Origin of the sequence: Streptomyces vilmorinianum, from assembly GCF_005517195.1 — a bacterium.
In the GTDB taxonomy this organism is placed as follows: domain Bacteria; phylum Actinomycetota; class Actinomycetes; order Streptomycetales; family Streptomycetaceae; genus Streptomyces; species Streptomyces vilmorinianum.
This window is the reverse complement of sequence record NZ_CP040244.1, coordinates 6,577,196-6,593,326: the sequence shown is the minus strand read 5'-3', so window position 1 is coordinate 6,593,326 and position 16,131 is coordinate 6,577,196. Positions and strand designations below refer to the sequence as shown.

The window sequence follows — 16,131 nt, the reverse complement described above, 5'->3', positions numbered from 1 at the left end:
CGACCCCGACCCCGACCCCGACCCCGACCCCGACCCCGACCCCCTCGGCCCCCGGGCTCAGGCCCCCGACCCGTTGGCCACGCACTCGTCGCGCATCCGGCAGAACTCCTCCGCCGCGTTGCCCCGGTAGCGCCACGGCAGGAACGCGCCCACATGGCCGTCCACCAGGCGGAACTGCTCCAGCGCCTCGTCCCACCGCTCCTGCAGGTACAGGTAGTACGCCAGCAGGTGCCGTACCTCCGCCAGCCGCGGGTGGCCCGGGTCGGCCGCGGCCACGTCGGCCAGGATCGCGTCGACCGTCGCGAACATCTCGGGTGTGCGGTCCACGTCGGCCGAGTCCGAGTCGTCGTGCTCGAAGTGCGCGATCAGCGGGAAGACCGACAGCAGGCTCCCGGCCGGGGCCTCGGCCGCCGCCCGCACGCCGAACGCCCGGGCGAGCGCCTCCGAGCCGCGCCACTTCGCGCACCAGAACTGCATCGCCGAGAAGTGGGCCTCGTAGTGGTGCGGGGCGCGGCTGGTGATCTCCTTCCAGATCCGGTGCATCTCCTCGTGCGGGTGGCCGAGGCCGAGCGCTGTCCAGATCTCGGCCACGTACGGGACCGGGTCGCCCTCCGGCGCCAGCGCCGCGGCGCGCGTGTGCTCGTCGCGCGCGCGGAGCAGGGTGCGGCGGAAGCCTTCGAACTGTTCGTGGGTCGTGGACGACGCGCGCTTCGCGCCCCGGATCTTCCACGCCAGGAGCACCGTGCTGCGCGCCCGTACGAGCGCCGCGGCCGGATCGTCGGGGCGCGCCGCCTCCCACGACAGGAGCCAGGCGTCGTCCTCGGCGGCCAGGTCGGCCAGCTGCTCGCAGAAGTGGCTCCGGCGCTCCCAGTCGCGCTGCGCCGCCGTTCCGTCGAGCAGCGTGGCGGCAGGCTGCCAGTCGCCCGCCTTGGCGGCCGCCAGGGCGACGGTGAGCGCGGGCTCGTGCGGCGCGGGGAGTTCGGTGTTCTGGCGCGCGGGGGGCCGCAGACCCAGCGCGGCGACCCGCGCGGCCACCTCCTCGGCGGCGGCCTCGGCCTCCGGGTCGGAGCGCAGGCCCTCGATGGTGCCCTGCACGATCGCCTTGAGGAAGTACAGCCCGAGGGCCAGCACGCCCAGGACGAGGGGGGCCAGGACGACCCACAGGATGATCACGATGACTGCCTTCGGATGTTCGGAGGTTCGGAGGTTCGGATGTTCGGAGGTTCGGGGGGGGCGGGGGGTGGGGGGACGGCCGAACGGGTGTCTCGGTGGATGTCTCAGGGGGTGCGCACAAGCATGCGCAGAGGGGCGGTGTCGGGGCGGTCCGCGACCGCCGCGTCCAGGGCCGCCGGCAGTTCGTCCTCGTAGCCGGGCGGCATCCGCAGACTCGCCGGGCCCGACCAGGACAGCCGCCAGCGCGCCCGCCCGTCGTCCGTGAGCACGCCCGTCACCAGCAGGGACAGGCCCCGCCGCAGCACCGGCCGGGCGAACTCGCGGGCCGCGCGGCCGGTCGCGGCCTCGGCCTGCTCGGACTTCGGGAGCCGGTCGGTGATCTGCCGGACCTTCCCTGCGTCGATCGCGTCGAGCAGCGCGTCCAGGGAAGCGGTCCCGGCGCCCGTCCCGCCCTCGGTCCCGGCGACCTCGGCCGTCGCCCGCCGTATCGGCTCCGCCTCGCGGGCGAAACGCGCGGTCATCGACTCGTGCACGAGGTCCGGCCACTCCAGCCGGAGCATCCGCTGGGCGTCCTCGGTGAGCGAGACCGCCTCCACCGCGGCGAGCGAGGCCTCCGGCGCGGCGAGCAGGGAGAGCGAGGGGAGCGACGGGCGCGCGCCGAGGCCGTCGTCGGGCAGGGCCTCGAGACGGGCGACCCGCTCGGCCAGGGGCGGGTGGGAGTCGTACGGCGAGGCGGGCCGGGTCGGCAGGTCCTGCCGCAGCTCGTCCAGCTCCTCGGAGCGCGCGGCCAGCAGATGCCGTACGCCGCCGAACACCTCGCCGTGCGGCGGCAGCAGCCCGAACTCGGCGCCCAGCATCGCGTACGAGTCCAGGTAGAAGCCGTTGGCCTGCTCCACGGCGGCGATCTCGCGCAGCGCCGACGCGGTCGCGTCCCGGCCGGCGATCCGGGCGGCCGCGAGGTCGGCGGCGAGCTCCTGCCGGCGTGAGTCGGCCTGCGTGGCCCGCAGCGAGAACCGCCCGTAGGCGGTGTAGATCTTCGCCATCGTGCGGAACGTGAAGCCCACGCCGGTCGTGTCGATCTCCCGGGCCGTCCTGCCCTTGGCGAGCCGCTTCGCGGCCTTCTTCTCCTGCCGTGCCCGTTCCTTGGCGACCTTCCCGCCCGCCTTCCGCTCGAAGTGCGCGACGGTCCGTTCGACCTGGACGCGGCCACGCGCGGGGATGGCGGAGAGCCGGGTGTCGGCATGCGTGTAGTGCCCGAACTCATGGGCCAGGACGGCCCGGAGCTGTGCCTCGGAGAGTCCGGCCATGAGCGGAAGGCCCAGGTAGAGGCGGCGCCTGCCGCCGCGCAGGCCGAGGAGCCGGGAGTCCTCGCTGACGGCCGCGTTCACCTCGGCGGTCAGCCGGATCTCGTCGGGCCCCCGGGTGCCGACCTCTCCGGCCAGCTCCCGCACGGCCTGCCAGAGCCGCGGCTCGTCCGCCTCGGTGACGCGCACGCCCCCGGCCGCCTCGTCCTCGGGGGTGCGCAGCATGAGCATGCCGCGGATGACGGGGACCGCGAGGACGCCGGTGACGAGGTAGAGCTTGAGGGCCCAGAGGCCGGGGGCCCAGAGCGTGGCCGCCCAGTCGATCGCCCCGAGCAGGGCGAGCATGACGAAGCCGAGGAGATGGAAGCCGGCGAGCAGCACGAGGGCGCGCAGCGCGCGCAAGGAAGCGCCCATTGGGCAGAGTCCCCCCACGGGAAGGGTGTGATCGTTCGAGCTGTGGGGGGAAGCGGAGTATCACCCATGGACGCGTGTGCCGTCCACATACATCCGCCGGCGGCCCCGCGGGACGCGCGAAAGGCCGCCGACCTGGGCACGCGTACCGCCGGCCACGTGGGCGGCGATACGACTCGTACCGCCGGCCACGGAGGCGCCCGTGGCCGCTAGCGCGGCAGCGTCGCCGGGCTCCCGCCGTTCGCCTCGTACCCGGCCACCGCCAGGTTCCGGTACACCGTGTACTCCGCGGCCGGGTCCGCGTTCAGCGTCCACGGCAGCGCGCCCACGTGGCCGTCCACGTGCACCAGTTGGTGCATCGCCTCGCTCCAGCGCTCGGCGCGCACCAGGAACAGGACGAGCAGATGGCGGACATGGGCCAGCATCGGATCGTCGGGGCGGGCCGAGTGGACCGCGTACAGCGCGCCCTCCATCGCCTTGGAGACCACCGCGGTCCGGAAGAAGTCCTGGACGAGGACGATCTCGGGCAGGTGCTCGTAGACCGCGAACAGCGGCAGCGCGGCGAGCAGCGAGCCGTGCGGGGCGCGGGCCGCGGCCGCCGTCGCGAAGCGGTCGGCGTCCTCGCGCGAGCCGTGCCACTTCTCGCACCAGAAGTGCAGGGCCGCCAGGTGGGCGCCCATGTGCTGCGGCGCCCGGTCGATGATCTTCGCCCAGACCTGGTCGAACTCCTCGTGGCTGTAGCCGAGTCCACGGGCGACGGCGAGCTGGACGATGTACGGCACGGGGTCGCCGGGGGCGAGCAGCGCCGCCTCCTCGCTCACCTTGCGGGCCTCTTCGAGGATGATCCGGAAGTCGTCGGTGCCGGCGGCGGACGAGCGCCACGCCTGCTGCACCAGGAACTCGGCGTGCACGGCGGCACCGCCCGGGTCCTTGGGCGAGTCCGCGCGCCAGGCGCGCAGCCACGCTCCGCCCACGCCGGGCTTCCGCTGGAGCTCCAGCGAGGCCGCGCCCGCGAACGCCTGCACGCGCTGCCAGCGGACCTCGCCCTCCTTCTCCGTGGCGGCGAGCAGCTGCGAGGCCGCCCGCCAGTCCTGGGTCGCCTGGACCACGTCGAGGACGTCGAGCAGATCCTGGTCCGGCCCCGGCATCCGTACGTCCTGCTCCTCCTGGCGCAGGAAGCCGTACGCCTCCGGGTCGGCGGCGTCGGGCGCACCCGGCGCCACCTGGCGGATGCCGACCCCGCCGCGGCGGCGCCTCACGTACGGGGCCACGACCGCGACCAGCAGCGCGACCGCCATCAGGAACCAGAGAATCTCCATGTGTCCATTGTCCAGGACACCCGGTGAGACGATGGGCGGCGGGGGACCGCGCTCAGGACTACGCTCCTGACACATGAGCGACGAGCACATCCACCAGAGCTTCGAGACCCGCGCGATCCACGCGGGCAACACCGCCGACCCGCTGACCGGCGCGGTCGTCCCGCCGATCTACCAGGTGTCCACCTACAAGCAGGACGGCGTGGGCGGGCTGCGCGGCGGTTACGAGTACAGCCGGAGCGCCAACCCCACCCGTACCGCCCTCGAGGAGAACCTCGCGGCGCTGGAGGGCGGCCGGCGCGGACTCGCCTTCGCCTCGGGTCTCGCCGCCGAGGACTGCCTGCTGCGGACGGTCCTCTACCCCGGCGCCCATGTGGTCATCCCCAACGACGCCTACGGTGGCACCTTCCGGCTCTTCGCCAAGGTCGTCCAGCGCTGGGGTGCGGACTTCTCCGTCGCCGACACCTCCGACATCGAGTCCGTGCGCGCCGCGATCAACGAGCGTACGAAGCTGATCTGGGTCGAGACCCCGTCGAACCCGCTGCTCGGCATCACCGACATCGCGGCCGTCGCGGACGTGGCCCGTACGGCGGGGGCGAAGCTGGTCGTCGACAACACCTTCGCCTCGCCGTACCTCCAGCAGCCGCTGTCGCTCGGCGCGGACGTCGTCGTGCACTCGCTGACCAAGTACATGGGCGGCCACTCGGACGTCGTCGGCGGCGCGCTGGTGACGGCCGACGAGACGCTCGGCGAGGAACTGGCGTACCACCAGAACGCGATGGGCGCGGTCGCCGGCCCGTTCGACTCCTGGATCGTGCTGCGCGGCATCAAGACGCTCGCCGTCCGGATGGACCGGCACAGCGAGAACGCGACCAAGGTCGCGGAGATGCTGACCCAGCACCCGAAGGTCACCCAGGTCCTCTACCCGGGGCTGCCGGAGCACCCGGGCCACGAGATCGCCGCGAAGCAGATGAAGGCCTTCGGCGGCATGATCTCCTTCCGCGTCGTGGGCGGCGAGGAAGCGGCCGTCGAGGTCTGCAACCGCGCGAAGCTCTTCACCCTGGGCGAGTCCCTGGGCGGTGTCGAGTCCCTGATCGAGCACCCGGGCCGGATGACGCACGCGAGCGTGGCGGGCTCGGCCCTGGAGGTCCCGGCCGACCTGGTCCGGCTCTCCGTGGGCATCGAGAACGTGGACGACCTGCTGGCGGACCTGCGCCAGGCGCTGGGCTAGTCACGTCCCGCCGGGCGCTCCCGCGCGGGGCGCCCGGCGGCATCCGCCCCACCCCGCCCGATCAGCCTCAGAAGCCTTCGAGCGGTGGTGTGGTCCCCGCCGGCGGCACCTCCCAGGGCCGTACGACCGAGGCCCACACCGCGAACGCGATCACCGCGACGACCAGCAGCACCCAGCCCGCCCGGCGCACCGCCCGGTCCCGGTTCAACAGCCGGGTCCCGCGCTCCACGGCCCGCGCGGCCAGGTCGCCTGGGACCTGCGGGCGCGGGCTCTCCAGCATCCGCCGGACCTCGTCCTCCCGCTGCTCGTACCGGCTCATGAGGCGATCCTTCCCTGCCGGTCCCGCAGCGCCGAAACGGACCGGGCGCACAGGGCCCGGATCCGGTCCTCGGGCAGCCCGAGCAGGGCCGCCGTCTGCTCCTCGGCCACACCCTCGTACAGCCGCAGCACCACGACGAGACGCTCCTGCGGGCTGAGCGCGGACAGGATGCCGCCCCGGCCGCGCTGGTGCCGACGCGCGGTGCGGGCGAAGCGGGTGGCGAGGTCGGCGCGGGTGAGGTCGTACGGATCCTCGCCGCGCAGCCGGTCCCACTGGGCGTAGGTGTGCGCGAGGGAGGCGGTCAGCAGCGCCTGGGCGCGGGGGTTGCGCGCCCGGGTCTCGGCGGTGAGCAGCGTCGCGGCATGCAGCAGCCGTCCCGCCGCCCCCGCCACGAACGCCTCGAACTGCCGGGTGCGGGAATGCGGTTGGCCCTCCCGGCCGTCCTGTCGATCTCCCACGTCCTCATATGAGGACAGGGCGCGGCCCAGGTCAAGAGGTCGGCGTCAGCCGGATGCGGACTCCGTGTCGGTGGCGGGCGGCAGCCCCGACTGGCGTGCGGACAGGGCCGAGTTGAAGCGGGTGAGCAGCGTGCAGAACGACTCGCGCTCCTCCGCCGTCCAGCCCTCCGTCACCTGCGCCATCAGCTCGCGCCGCGAGGCGCGGACCTCCTCCAGGCGGGCCAGGCCGCGCGGGGAGAGCTGGAGCACGACCGCGCGCCCGTCCTCCGGGTGCGAGGTGCGCTTGACCAGGCCCGTGTCGACGAGCGGGGCGACCTGGCGGGTGACGGTGGAGGAGTCGATGCCCATGCCCGCCGCGAGCGCCTTGACGCCCATCGGCCCTTCCTGGTCGAGCCGGTTGAGGAGCAGATAGGCGGCGCGGTCCATCGAGTTGCGGAGCTGCCCCGTGCCGCCGAGACGGGTCTGTTCGGCCCGGCGGGCGAAGACGGCCACCTGGTGCTGGAGGGCATCGAGGAGACCGGGGTCAAGCTCAGTCGTCATGTCCTGAGATGTGGGCATGGCTGTGGGGGCTCTCTCGTGCGGTGGTCGGTTGGTGGGGGACAGAGTACGCGGACCCGCGGGGGTCCGTACCGGCCCTGCACGAACCGGATCGGACGCCCGTTCTCAAGGCGGCCCCGGGCGGCCCCGGGCGGCCAGGGGGCTGGTGAGCTGCGAGACTTGCTGTCATGAGCTTCCGTCGGCCAGACCCCTTGCACCCGCTGATCCTCGACGATGTGCGCGGGGCGCAGAAGATGCTCTCCGGGGTGGCCCGAGTGACCGCGATGGAGGGCAGCCGCTATCTGTCCTCGCTGGTCGGAGCCCCGGTCCACCTCAAGTGCGAGAACCTTCAGCGCACGGGCTCGTTCAAGCTGCGCGGGGCGTACGTACGGATCGCCGGGCTGCGGCCCGAGCAGCGCGCGGCAGGGGTGGTCGCCGCCTCCGCGGGGAACCACGCGCAGGGCGTCGCGCTGGCCTCCGCGCTCCTCGGCGTGCACTCCACGGTCTTCATGCCGGTCGGCGCCCCGCTGCCGAAGGTGGCGGCGACCCGGGAGTACGGCGCCGAGGTGCGGATGCACGGCCATGTCGTGGACGAGACCCTGGCGGCGGCCGAGGAGTACGCGGCGGAGACGGGCGCGGTCTTCATCCACCCCTTCGACCACCCGGACATCATCGCGGGGCAGGGCACGGTCGGCCTGGAGATCCTGGAGCAGTGCCCGGAGGTCCGCACGATCCTCGTGGGCGTCGGCGGCGGCGGGCTCGTGGCCGGCATCGGACTCGCGGTGAAGTCGGTCCGCCCCGATGTGAAGGTCATCGGCGTGCAGGCCGAGGGCGCGGCCGCCTATCCGCCCTCGCTCGCCGCCGGCCATCCGGTCGCGATCGAGTCGCCGGTGACGATGGCCGACGGGATCAAGGTGGGGCGCCCGGGCGACGTACCGTTCGCGATCGTCAGGGAGTTCGTCGACGAGGTCCGTACGGTCTCCGAGGACGCGCTCTCCTCGGCGCTGCTGCTCTGCCTGGAGCGGGCGAAGCTGGTGGTCGAACCGGCCGGCGCGAGCCCGGTGGCGGCGCTCCTGAGCGACCCGAAGGCGTTCCAGGGCCCGGTGGTCGCGGTCCTCTCCGGCGGGAACGTGGACCCGCTGCTGCTTCAGCGCATCCTGCGCCACGGCATGGCGGCCGGGGGCCGCTATCTGAGCCTGCGGCTGCGGGTGACGGACCGGCCGGGCGCGCTGGCGACGCTGCTCGCGGTGCTGACGGTGGTGGACGCGAACGTGCTCGACGTGAGCCATGTACGGACGGATCCGCGTCTGGGTCTGACGGAGGCGGAGGTCGAGCTGCACCTGGAGACGAAGGGGCCGGAGCACTGCGAGGAGGTCGCGGCGGCGCTGCGGGACGCGGGGTACGTGGTGATGGCGTAGCGGCCTTGTGGGTCGCGATGTATCGCGTGAGCGTGTGGGCCGGGTCACGGAATTCCCGGGCGGCTCCCGCCCCTCAAAACTAGACTTGGGCGAAAAACGCCCGAAATCCCCTGGGAGAACCCACATGCCAGGCGCGATATATGCCGAAGGTCTGGTGAAGACCTTCGGTGACGTACGAGCTCTGGACGGCGTGGACCTCGATGTACCCGAGGGCACGGTCCTGGGCCTGCTCGGCCCGAACGGCGCGGGGAAGACGACCGCCGTACGCGTGCTGACGACGCTCCTCCAGCCGGACAGCGGCAGGGCCGTCGTCGCCGGAATCGACGTACTGAGGAACCCCGACGAGGTGCGGCGCTCGATCGGCCTGTCCGGCCAGTTCGCGGCCGTCGACGAGTATCTGACCGGCCGCGAGAACCTCCAGATGGTCGGCCGGCTCTACCAGATGAACGCCAGGCACGCGAAGCGGCGGGCGGACGAACTCCTCGATCGTTTCAACCTCACCGACGCGGCCGACCGCACCGCCAAGACGTACTCCGGCGGCATGCGCCGCCGTCTCGACCTCGCCGCCGCCCTCGTCGTCTCGCCGCCCGTGATGTTCATGGACGAGCCGACGACCGGCCTCGACCCCCGTAACCGCCAGGCGCTCTGGGAGGTCATCCAGGAACTCGTCGCGGGCGGTACGACGCTGCTCCTGACGACGCAGTACCTGGAGGAGGCCGACCACCTGGCCCACGACATCTGCGTCATCGACCACGGCAAGGTCATCGCCCGCGGCACCTCGGACCAGCTCAAGGCCCAGACGGGCGGCGAGCGCGTGGAGTTCGTCGTCCACGAGCCGGAGATGATCGACCCGGCCCGCGGCGTCCTCGCCCGCTACGGCCTCGCGGGCCTCGGCCACGGCGAGGTCACGGTCGAGGCCCACACCCGCAAGCTGACCGTCCCGGTCACCGGCGGCGCCAAGCTGCTCGCCGAGGTCATCCGCGACCTGGACACCGTCGGCGTCGAGATCGACGACATCGGCCTGCGCAGGCCCACGCTCGATGACGTGTTCATCTCCCTGACCGGCCACGCGGCCGAACAGGCCGAGGAGGAGAACGCGGAGGCGGCGGACGCGCAGCGCGGCGGCCGCAAGCGCGCGAAGGAGGCGGCCGAGTGACCACAGTGACGGACGCCGTCGCGACGCCCACACGGTCGCGCGGCCCGATCGCCCAGTCGATCGGCGACTCCCTGGTCGTCGCCCGGCGCAACCTCATCCGTATGACCCGGATCCCCGAGATGATCATCTTCGGGCTGATCCAGCCGATCATGTTCGTGGTGCTGTTCAGCTACGTCTTCGGCGGCTCCATGACCATCGGGGGCACCACCGACCCGGCCGTCTACCGCGAGTTCCTGATGGCCGGCATCTTCGCCCAGACCGTCACCTTCGCCACGGCCGGCGCGGGCGCGGGCATCGCCGACGACATGCACAAGGGCCTCATCGACCGCTTCCGCTCCCTGCCGATGGCCCGCGGCGCTGTCCTCACCGGCCGCACCCTGGCCGACCTGGTGCAGACGGCCCTCACGGTCGTGGTCCTCGCGATCGTCGCCCTGATGGTCGGCTGGCGCGTCCACGAGGGCATCCCCAAGGCGCTCGCCGCCTTCGCCCTCCTGCTCCTCCTCGGCTATGCCTTCTCCTGGATCGGAGCCCTGATCGGCCTGTCCGTGCGGACGCCCGAGGCGGCGACCTCGGGCGGACTGATCTGGCTCTTCCCGGTCACGTTCATCTCGATCGCGTTCGTGGACTCCAGCCAGATGGCCTCGTGGCTGAGGCCCATCGCCGAGTGGAACCCGTTCAGCGCGACCGTGCAGGCCTGCCGCGAACTCTTCGGCAACCCCGGCGTCTCGACGTCCGACGCGTGGCCGATGCAGCACCCGGTCTGGGCCTCGATCCTCTGGTCGGTCCTGATCATCGTGGTGTTCAGGACGCTGGCGGTACGGAAGTACCGCTCGGCGACCGCCTAGGGCAGGTAGGCCTAGGGCAGGTAGGCGGAGACCACCAGGCCGTCGGAGAGGGCGAGGAAGACCGCCCCTCCGGCGGCCAGCACCTCGGCGGAGGCCGTCGGTGTGAAGTCGTCCGGAAGCGCCGCGGTGAACTCCTCGGGGCGGACGGACGGCCCGGCCACCGGGATGGCGTTGACCTCGTGCTTCCCGCCCGCCAGGACCTGGTCGCCCACGAAGTACACACGATCCGCGTGCCCACGGGAGACATGCAGGTCCGTGCGCCACCGTTCGCGGCCGCTCGCCAGGTCGTAGGTGACGACGGTCCCGCCGTCGTGCACGAGGGCGACGACGCCGTCCGCGTTCACCGCCGGGCCGGCCGACGGCGACGTCCCCTCGCCGAGCGTCCGCACCGTCTTCAGCGTCCGGGAATCGAGGACGGCGACGCCGCCCTCCTGCCGGCCGGAGCAGAGCACGCTCTCCTTGTGGACCGTGACCTTCCCGCAGCCCCCGGCTCCCCGCGCCGCCACCGTGCCCGTACGGGCGTCCAGCGCCACCGGCACGTTGTCGACCGGCACGAACACCCGGCCCCCGGCGGCCACCGGCTGCTCCGGCAGGGCGTCGAGCGGCGTCCGCCACAGCTCCTGGGCGCGCCCGCCCTCCAGCTTCGTGGCGGTGACAAGACCGGTCCGCTCGTCCGCGACATCGACGTACGTGGAGTAGAGGACCCCGCCGAGCAGATCGGTCCCCTTCACCGCCCACTCCTTGCCGGGCGCCGGGAGCTGTCCGCGTTCCTTCCCGTCCTTCAGCCCGTACGTGATCACCCCGTCCGGCCCCGTGATGTGGACCGCGTCCCCCGTCACGGCGGGGTACTGGGGAGCGGAGCGCGGCGCCTCGCCCCGGCCGGGCACCGACCACACCTTCTCGCCGTCCGCCGCGCGCAGACCGACGGCCGCGCCACCGGACCCCGCGCAGACGAGGACCTCGGGGGAGAGGGCACAGGCGCCCATGCCCGCGTCGACCTCCCGCTGCCAGGGCGACCAGCCCGCCGGCCGGGACGTACGGGCCTCGCCGACCGCGCCGAAGTCGCCCGTGTGGCCCTCACCGCCGTACGGCAGGACGACCTGGCTCAGCGTGGCCGGCTGCGCGGTTCCCGTGCCGGGACCGGCCGAAGGGCCGCTCGCGCCACCCGCGCCGCCCGTCGAACTCCCCTGCCCACCGGACCGGTTGACCATCACCACGCCCACGGTCGCCGCCACGGCCACCGCGACGGCCCCCGCCACGATCCGCCCCCAGGGCCTGCGCCGGACCACCGGATCGGGCACAGCGGGCCGGTAGCCCGCCGCCGTGGGGGAGTACGGCACCACCGGAGCGACCGTCGGCAGGTCCGCCACGCCCGCGCCCGAGGCCGCCGCCTCACCGGTCCGGCGCGCCGCGTCCCCGTACTCCGCGAGCAGGGACAACACCCCGCCCGGCCACGGAAACACCTCCGGGACCGCCTGGCCGCCGAGCAGCCCCACCAGCTCCGCCGCCGAAGGCCGCTCCGCCGGGTCGAGCCGCAGACACCGCTCCACCACCGGCCGCAACTCCGCCGGCACACCCGACAGTTCGGCGTCGGCCCGGCTGATCCGGAAGATCACCGCGGCCATCTCGTCGTCGTGGAACGGCCCGCGCCCACTCGCCGCGAACGCGAGCACCGCGCCCAGACAGAAGACGTCCGAGGCGGGCACCACCGCCCGGCTGCCGACCAGATGCTCCGGTGACATGAACCCCGGCGAGCCGACCACGAGCCCCGTCGAGGTCAGCGCCGTCGCCTCGAAGGCCTGCGCGATACCGAAGTCGATCAGCTTCGGACCGGCGGCGCCGAGCAGCACGTTCGCGGGCTTCAGGTCCCGGTGCAGCACTTGCACCCCGTGCACCGCGTCCAGCGCCCGCGCGAGGGCCGCACCCAGCGCCCGTACCGCCGCGACCGGCAACGCCCCGGACCGTACGACGGCCTCCGCGAGCGAGGGTCCCGGCACGTACTCCGTCGCCAGCCACGGACGGCCGCGTCCGCGTCGGCGTCCACGAGCCGCGCCGCGTACGGGCTGCTCACCGCCCGCGCCGCTGTGATCTCGCGCCGGAAGCGGGTCCGGAAGTCCCCGTCGACCTCCAGGTCCTCCCGGACGGTCTTCACCGCGACCATCCGGTACGGATCGGCCGTCGGCTCGTCCGCCCGGCACGCCAGATGAACCTCGCCCATGCCGCCCGCGCCCAGCCGGGCGAGCAGCCGGTAGGGGCCGACGAGGCGCGGGGGCTGCCCGGCGGGCAGTGCTTCCAGCACGGAAGTCGTCCTTTCGATGCGCTACTTGGGAAGCTCGACGGAGGAGACGACACCCTGGTCGTACACGATGTGCGCGATCCCGCCGATGGGAAGGACCTCGGGCGCACGGATCATGTCGGCGAAGGGCGTCTCCATCGCGGCCTCCTTCGCCGCGCGCGGCCCCGGTGCCCCGGGCACCGGAGTGACCTTGAGCCCGGCGGGGCCGCCGTTCCGGCCGAGCCGCACGGTGTAGAGGGCGGAGTAGTCGGCGTACACCACCTGGTCGCCCGCGAGCAGCGGCCCCGACCAGTCCTGCTCAAGACCGGCGGGCGCCGCCTTCGCCGCGTACGAACCGAGCTGGTTGCCGTCCTTCGGGTCGTGGATCTTCAGCCCGCGGTCGAAGCCGATGACGGCCTTCGCGCTGATCACATCGGGGCGCAGCCGCCGCACGGGGGCGGGCAGGCTGCCCTTCGACGCGAGCGTGCCCGCGTCGAGGAGATGCAGCCGCTGCTCCTCGTCGGCGGTGTACGGGACGGTGACGCAGTACGCGGCGGCACCGAGGACCCGCAGCGTCTCGCAGCTCTCGGCGTCCTTGTCGGCCTGACCGAGCAGGGTTCCGGTCTTCGCCTCGTACGCGAGGAGACCGCCGTCGCTGAGGGCGTACACCGTGCCCTTGGCGTAGGCCACGGGATCGAAGTCCCGAATCTCGACGCGGGGGATCGCGGCGTTGGTGAGCTCCTTGGACCACAGGCGCGCGCCGTCGGCGAGGGAGAACGCGGTCATGCCCACCCGTGTCGTGGTCGGGTCCTGCGTCGTCTTCGTCGCCGCGAAGACGATCCCGTCGGCGACGATCGGCCTGCTGCTCACGCCCTGTGCGCCCCAGGCCTCCTTCTCCCAGCGGACCGTGCCGCTGCGGGCGTCGCGCACCTGGAGCCGGTCGCCGGAGGCGAGGACGGCCACCGTGTCGTGCACGACGGGACGCGCCGTGTCGCCGGCGATGAAGACCCCGCCCGTCGGTCCCACGTAGCTGAGGTCGTCCCGCTCGTCCTCGACGAGGTCGGCGTCCCACAGCTTCCTGCCGCTCGCGGTGTCCAGCGCCTCGTACCGCCCGTCGGTCGTCCGGCACACCAGCACCGACTCCCCGGCCGAGCACCCGAACGCGGGCGCGGTCAGCTCGGCCCGCCACGGCTTCCAGCCGGCCGGCCGCTGGGCCGCGTTCTGCGGTACGACTCCGGAGGCGTCGGCCAGGCCGCGGTCGTCGACGCCCGGGATCCGGGGGCCCGAGGCGGGCGGGGCGGCTGCGCCGGGAGTCTGCTTCCTGCCCTCCTGCGGCCACAGCAGGTACGTCCCGAGCCCGCCGCCCACGACCGCGAGGGCCACCACGGCGGCGATCAGCCCCCGGCGGCGCTTCCTGGGAGGTGCGGGCGTCACGGGCGTCACGGGTGCCACCGGCGGCATGGTCGGCAGCTGGTGGACCCCCGGCGCCTCCGGCGGGGTGGCGGGCATCTCCACCAGCGGACCCCCCGCCGCCACCAGCTGCGCGAGCTCCCTCCCGTACTCCCCGATGTGCTCCCGCACGCTCTCGGGCCACGCGGGCCGTCGTTCCCCGCCGCTGTCGCCGGCGAGGAGCGACACGAGCCGCTCCGGGGCCGGCCGGGCCGCCGGGTCGGCGCTCAGGCAGGCGGCGACGACGTCCCGCAGCTCGTCCGGGACCCGGCTCAGGTCCGCTTCGGCCTGTGACACGCGGTAGAGGACGGCCGCGACGGGACCGTCCCCGAAGGGGTCCTCGCCGGTCGCCGCGTAACAGAGCAGCGAGCCCAGGCAGAACACGTCCGAGGCCCCGGTGACGTGGCGCGCCCCCGTCACGTGCTCGGGCGACATGAAGGACGGGGTGCCGACCATCATCCCGGTCGCCGTCATCGTCGTGGCGCCCTTGCTGCGGGCGATGCCGAAGTCGATCAGGCGCGGTCCGTCGACCGACAGCATGACGTTGCCCGGCTTGAGGTCGCGGTGCAGGACGCCGGCGGCGTGCAGGTCGGCCAGCGCGCGGGCGATTCCGGCGCCCAGCTCCCGTACGGTCGCCACCGGCAGGGGACCGCCCCGCCGCACGGCCTGGGACAGGCTGGGCCCTGGGACGTACGCCGTCGCGAGCCAGGGCACCTCGGCGTCGGCGTCCCCGCCCACGGGGGCGGCGGCGTACGTGCTCCGCACCATCCCCGCGACCTTGATCTCGCGCCGGAAGCGGTCGCGGAAGGCGGGCTCGTTCGCGACGTCGCGCCGTACGGTCTTCACGGCCACGAACGAACCGTCGCCCGGCGCCCGCCCCAGGAACACCTCGCCCATACCGCCGGCGCCGAGCCGCGCCAGCACGTCGTACGGTCCGATCTGCCGTGGCGCGCCCTCGCGCAGCGGTCCCAGCACCCGTCATCCCCCTCGTGACACGACGTCAGACAGCCCGCATCATTGCATGTGCATGCAAAGCGAAGGGCCGGACCCCCGAGGGGTCCGGCCCTGTCACGAAAGGCGGTGCGGAAGTCCGGTCGTCAGCCGGTGTACGGCTTGGCGCTGAGGATCTTCACCGTGGCCTTGTTGCCGTTCGGCAGCTCGTACTCGGCGTCCTCACCGGCCTTCTTGCCGTTGACGCCGACGCCGAGCGGGGACTGCGGCGAGTAGGTCTCGATGTCGCTGCTCGCGTACTCGCGCGAGGCGAGCAGGAAGGTCATCGTGTCGTCCTCGTCACCGTCGAAGGCGATCGTGACGACCATGCCGGGCGCGACGACGCCCTCGTCGGCCGGAGCCTCGCCCACCTTGGCGTGCTCCAGGAGCTGGGTCAGCTGGCGGACCCGGAGCTCCTGCTTGCCCTGCTCCTCCTTGGCCGCGTGGTACCCGCCGTTCTCGCGCAGGTCTCCCTCCTCGCGCGCCGCGGCGATCTTGGCGGCGATCTCGGTTCGCGCGGGACCAGACAGGTACTCCAGCTCGGCCTTGAGCTGGTTGTACGCCTCCTGGGTGAGCCAGGTGACGTTGTCGCTGGTCTGGGTCACAGGTGCTCCTCGTAGGTACTGGGAATACAAAGCATCGCCCTACCCAGAAGGATTGTCCTTCCTGGGCGGGCGAAACCACGAGCCTAACAATTAGTGGCGGAAAGGGGGAGGACATAAACCACAGGGATGACGTCACTCCTGGTCAGCGCGGGAACCGGGGCTCGACACGCCGCCCGGTCCCTACCCAGCGCTACTGAGCGGTACACCCCACGAGCTCGGCGCTGGTCGCCCTCGCGGTCGTACGGATGCTCACCACGCGGTCGATCCGGGCGGCCGCCTCGTCGAAGCGGACGTCCTTGCGGCCGACCTCGGCCCCGTCCTCGGAGCGCGAGCGCAGGGTGCAGACGCCCGTGACGTCGGTGTCCTTGCGCACCTCCAGGTGCACCTGGACCTCGGTGTCGCTCACCACGTCGAACTTGATCGTCTCGGCGCTGATCCTGCTGTCGACGACGTAGTGCCAGCCGAACCAGCCGAACATTCCGAGGAACAGCACACCGAGCACGCCACCGGCGATCTTGAGCTTGCGGTCGGCGCGCTCGTCCGCGGAGCGGCCGTAGCGCCCCTCGGGCAGCTGCTCTCGCACCGCGCTCATGATCGTTCCTCTCGACGCCGGGACAGCGGAATTTTCCGTCCCCCGGTTCCGT

Annotated in this window: 14 protein-coding genes; 4 read left to right on the top strand and 10 right to left on the bottom strand. The window is 73.1% G+C overall.

Going from position 1 to position 16,131, the window contains the following annotated elements; translation table 11 throughout:
• Positions 1–57: 57 nt before the first annotated feature.
• The 3 genes from FDM97_RS30470 to FDM97_RS30460 form a co-directional block, all read right to left on the bottom strand.
• Positions 58–1,176 carry a hypothetical protein gene (locus FDM97_RS30470; RefSeq protein ID WP_175439441.1) on the bottom strand — a complete coding sequence of 373 codons (1,119 nt, stop codon included), beginning with the start codon at positions 1,174–1,176 and terminating at the stop codon, positions 58–60.
• Between the two features lie 101 nt (positions 1,177–1,277).
• On the bottom strand, positions 1,278–2,891 hold the full coding sequence (locus FDM97_RS30465) for a M48 family metallopeptidase (RefSeq protein WP_137993696.1): 1,614 nt from the start codon (positions 2,889–2,891) through the stop codon (positions 1,278–1,280).
• Positions 2,892–3,097: 206 nt separating this feature from the next.
• Positions 3,098–4,207, bottom strand: a complete 1,110-nt coding sequence (locus FDM97_RS30460) for a hypothetical protein (RefSeq protein WP_137993695.1) — start codon at positions 4,205–4,207, stop codon at positions 3,098–3,100.
• Between the two features lie 73 nt (positions 4,208–4,280).
• Here FDM97_RS30460 and FDM97_RS30455 point away from each other — a divergent pair, with 73 nt between their 5' ends.
• Positions 4,281–5,435 (top strand): cystathionine gamma-synthase, encoded by a 1,155-nt coding sequence (locus tag FDM97_RS30455; RefSeq protein ID WP_137993694.1) that lies wholly within the window; start codon positions 4,281–4,283, stop codon positions 5,433–5,435.
• Between the two features lie 67 nt (positions 5,436–5,502).
• On the opposite strand, the gene FDM97_RS30450 is transcribed toward FDM97_RS30455, so the two are convergent.
• The 3 genes from FDM97_RS30450 to FDM97_RS30440 are packed head-to-tail and all read right to left on the bottom strand — an operon-like array spanning position 5,503 to position 6,770.
• Positions 5,503–5,754: a hypothetical protein gene (locus tag FDM97_RS30450; protein WP_137993693.1), complete on the bottom strand. Its 252-nt coding sequence runs from the start codon at positions 5,752–5,754 to the stop codon at positions 5,503–5,505.
• On the bottom strand, positions 5,751–6,212 hold the full coding sequence (locus FDM97_RS30445; protein WP_137993692.1) for a sigma factor-like helix-turn-helix DNA-binding protein: 462 nt from the start codon (positions 6,210–6,212) through the stop codon (positions 5,751–5,753). Before FDM97_RS30445 ends, FDM97_RS30450 begins: the two co-directional genes overlap by 4 nt.
• A 45-nt stretch (positions 6,213–6,257) precedes the next feature.
• Complete coding sequence (locus FDM97_RS30440) at positions 6,258–6,770, bottom strand: MarR family winged helix-turn-helix transcriptional regulator (RefSeq protein ID WP_175439293.1); 513 nt, start codon at positions 6,768–6,770, stop codon at positions 6,258–6,260.
• Between the two features lie 167 nt (positions 6,771–6,937).
• Between FDM97_RS30440 and ilvA the strand changes: the two genes are divergently transcribed.
• The 3 genes from ilvA (at position 6,938) to FDM97_RS30425 (ending at position 10,168) form a co-directional block, all read left to right on the top strand.
• On the top strand, positions 6,938–8,167 hold the full coding sequence (ilvA, locus tag FDM97_RS30435; RefSeq protein ID WP_137993690.1) for a threonine ammonia-lyase: 1,230 nt from the start codon (positions 6,938–6,940) through the stop codon (positions 8,165–8,167).
• 124 nt (positions 8,168–8,291) lie between these two features.
• Positions 8,292–9,323, top strand: coding sequence for an ATP-binding cassette domain-containing protein (locus FDM97_RS30430; protein ID WP_137993689.1), 1,032 nt, complete (start codon positions 8,292–8,294; stop codon positions 9,321–9,323).
• Positions 9,320–10,168 (top strand): ABC transporter permease, encoded by an 849-nt coding sequence (locus FDM97_RS30425; RefSeq protein WP_137993688.1) that lies wholly within the window; start codon positions 9,320–9,322, stop codon positions 10,166–10,168. The genes FDM97_RS30430 and FDM97_RS30425 overlap by 4 nt, the downstream gene beginning before the upstream one ends.
• 11 nt (positions 10,169–10,179) lie before the next feature.
• Here FDM97_RS30425 and FDM97_RS36920 read toward each other — a convergent pair whose 3' ends face one another.
• The 4 genes from FDM97_RS36920 to FDM97_RS30405 all read right to left on the bottom strand — a co-directional run bounded on the left by FDM97_RS36920 (position 10,180) and on the right by FDM97_RS30405 (position 16,079).
• Positions 10,180–12,165, bottom strand: a complete 1,986-nt coding sequence (locus FDM97_RS36920; protein ID WP_175439292.1) for a protein kinase domain-containing protein — start codon at positions 12,163–12,165, stop codon at positions 10,180–10,182.
• 323 nt (positions 12,166–12,488) lie between these two features.
• Positions 12,489–14,867 carry a protein kinase domain-containing protein gene (locus tag FDM97_RS30415; RefSeq protein ID WP_254705807.1) on the bottom strand — a complete coding sequence of 793 codons (2,379 nt, stop codon included), beginning with the start codon at positions 14,865–14,867 and terminating at the stop codon, positions 12,489–12,491.
• Positions 14,868–14,989: 122 nt separating this feature from the next.
• Positions 14,990–15,487: a transcription elongation factor GreA gene (gene greA / locus FDM97_RS30410; RefSeq protein ID WP_137993686.1), complete on the bottom strand. Its 498-nt coding sequence runs from the start codon at positions 15,485–15,487 to the stop codon at positions 14,990–14,992.
• A 190-nt stretch (positions 15,488–15,677) separates the two neighbouring features.
• Positions 15,678–16,079 carry a DUF4307 domain-containing protein gene (locus tag FDM97_RS30405; protein WP_137993685.1) on the bottom strand — a complete coding sequence of 134 codons (402 nt, stop codon included), beginning with the start codon at positions 16,077–16,079 and terminating at the stop codon, positions 15,678–15,680.
• Between the last annotated feature and the right edge of the window lie 52 nt (positions 16,080–16,131).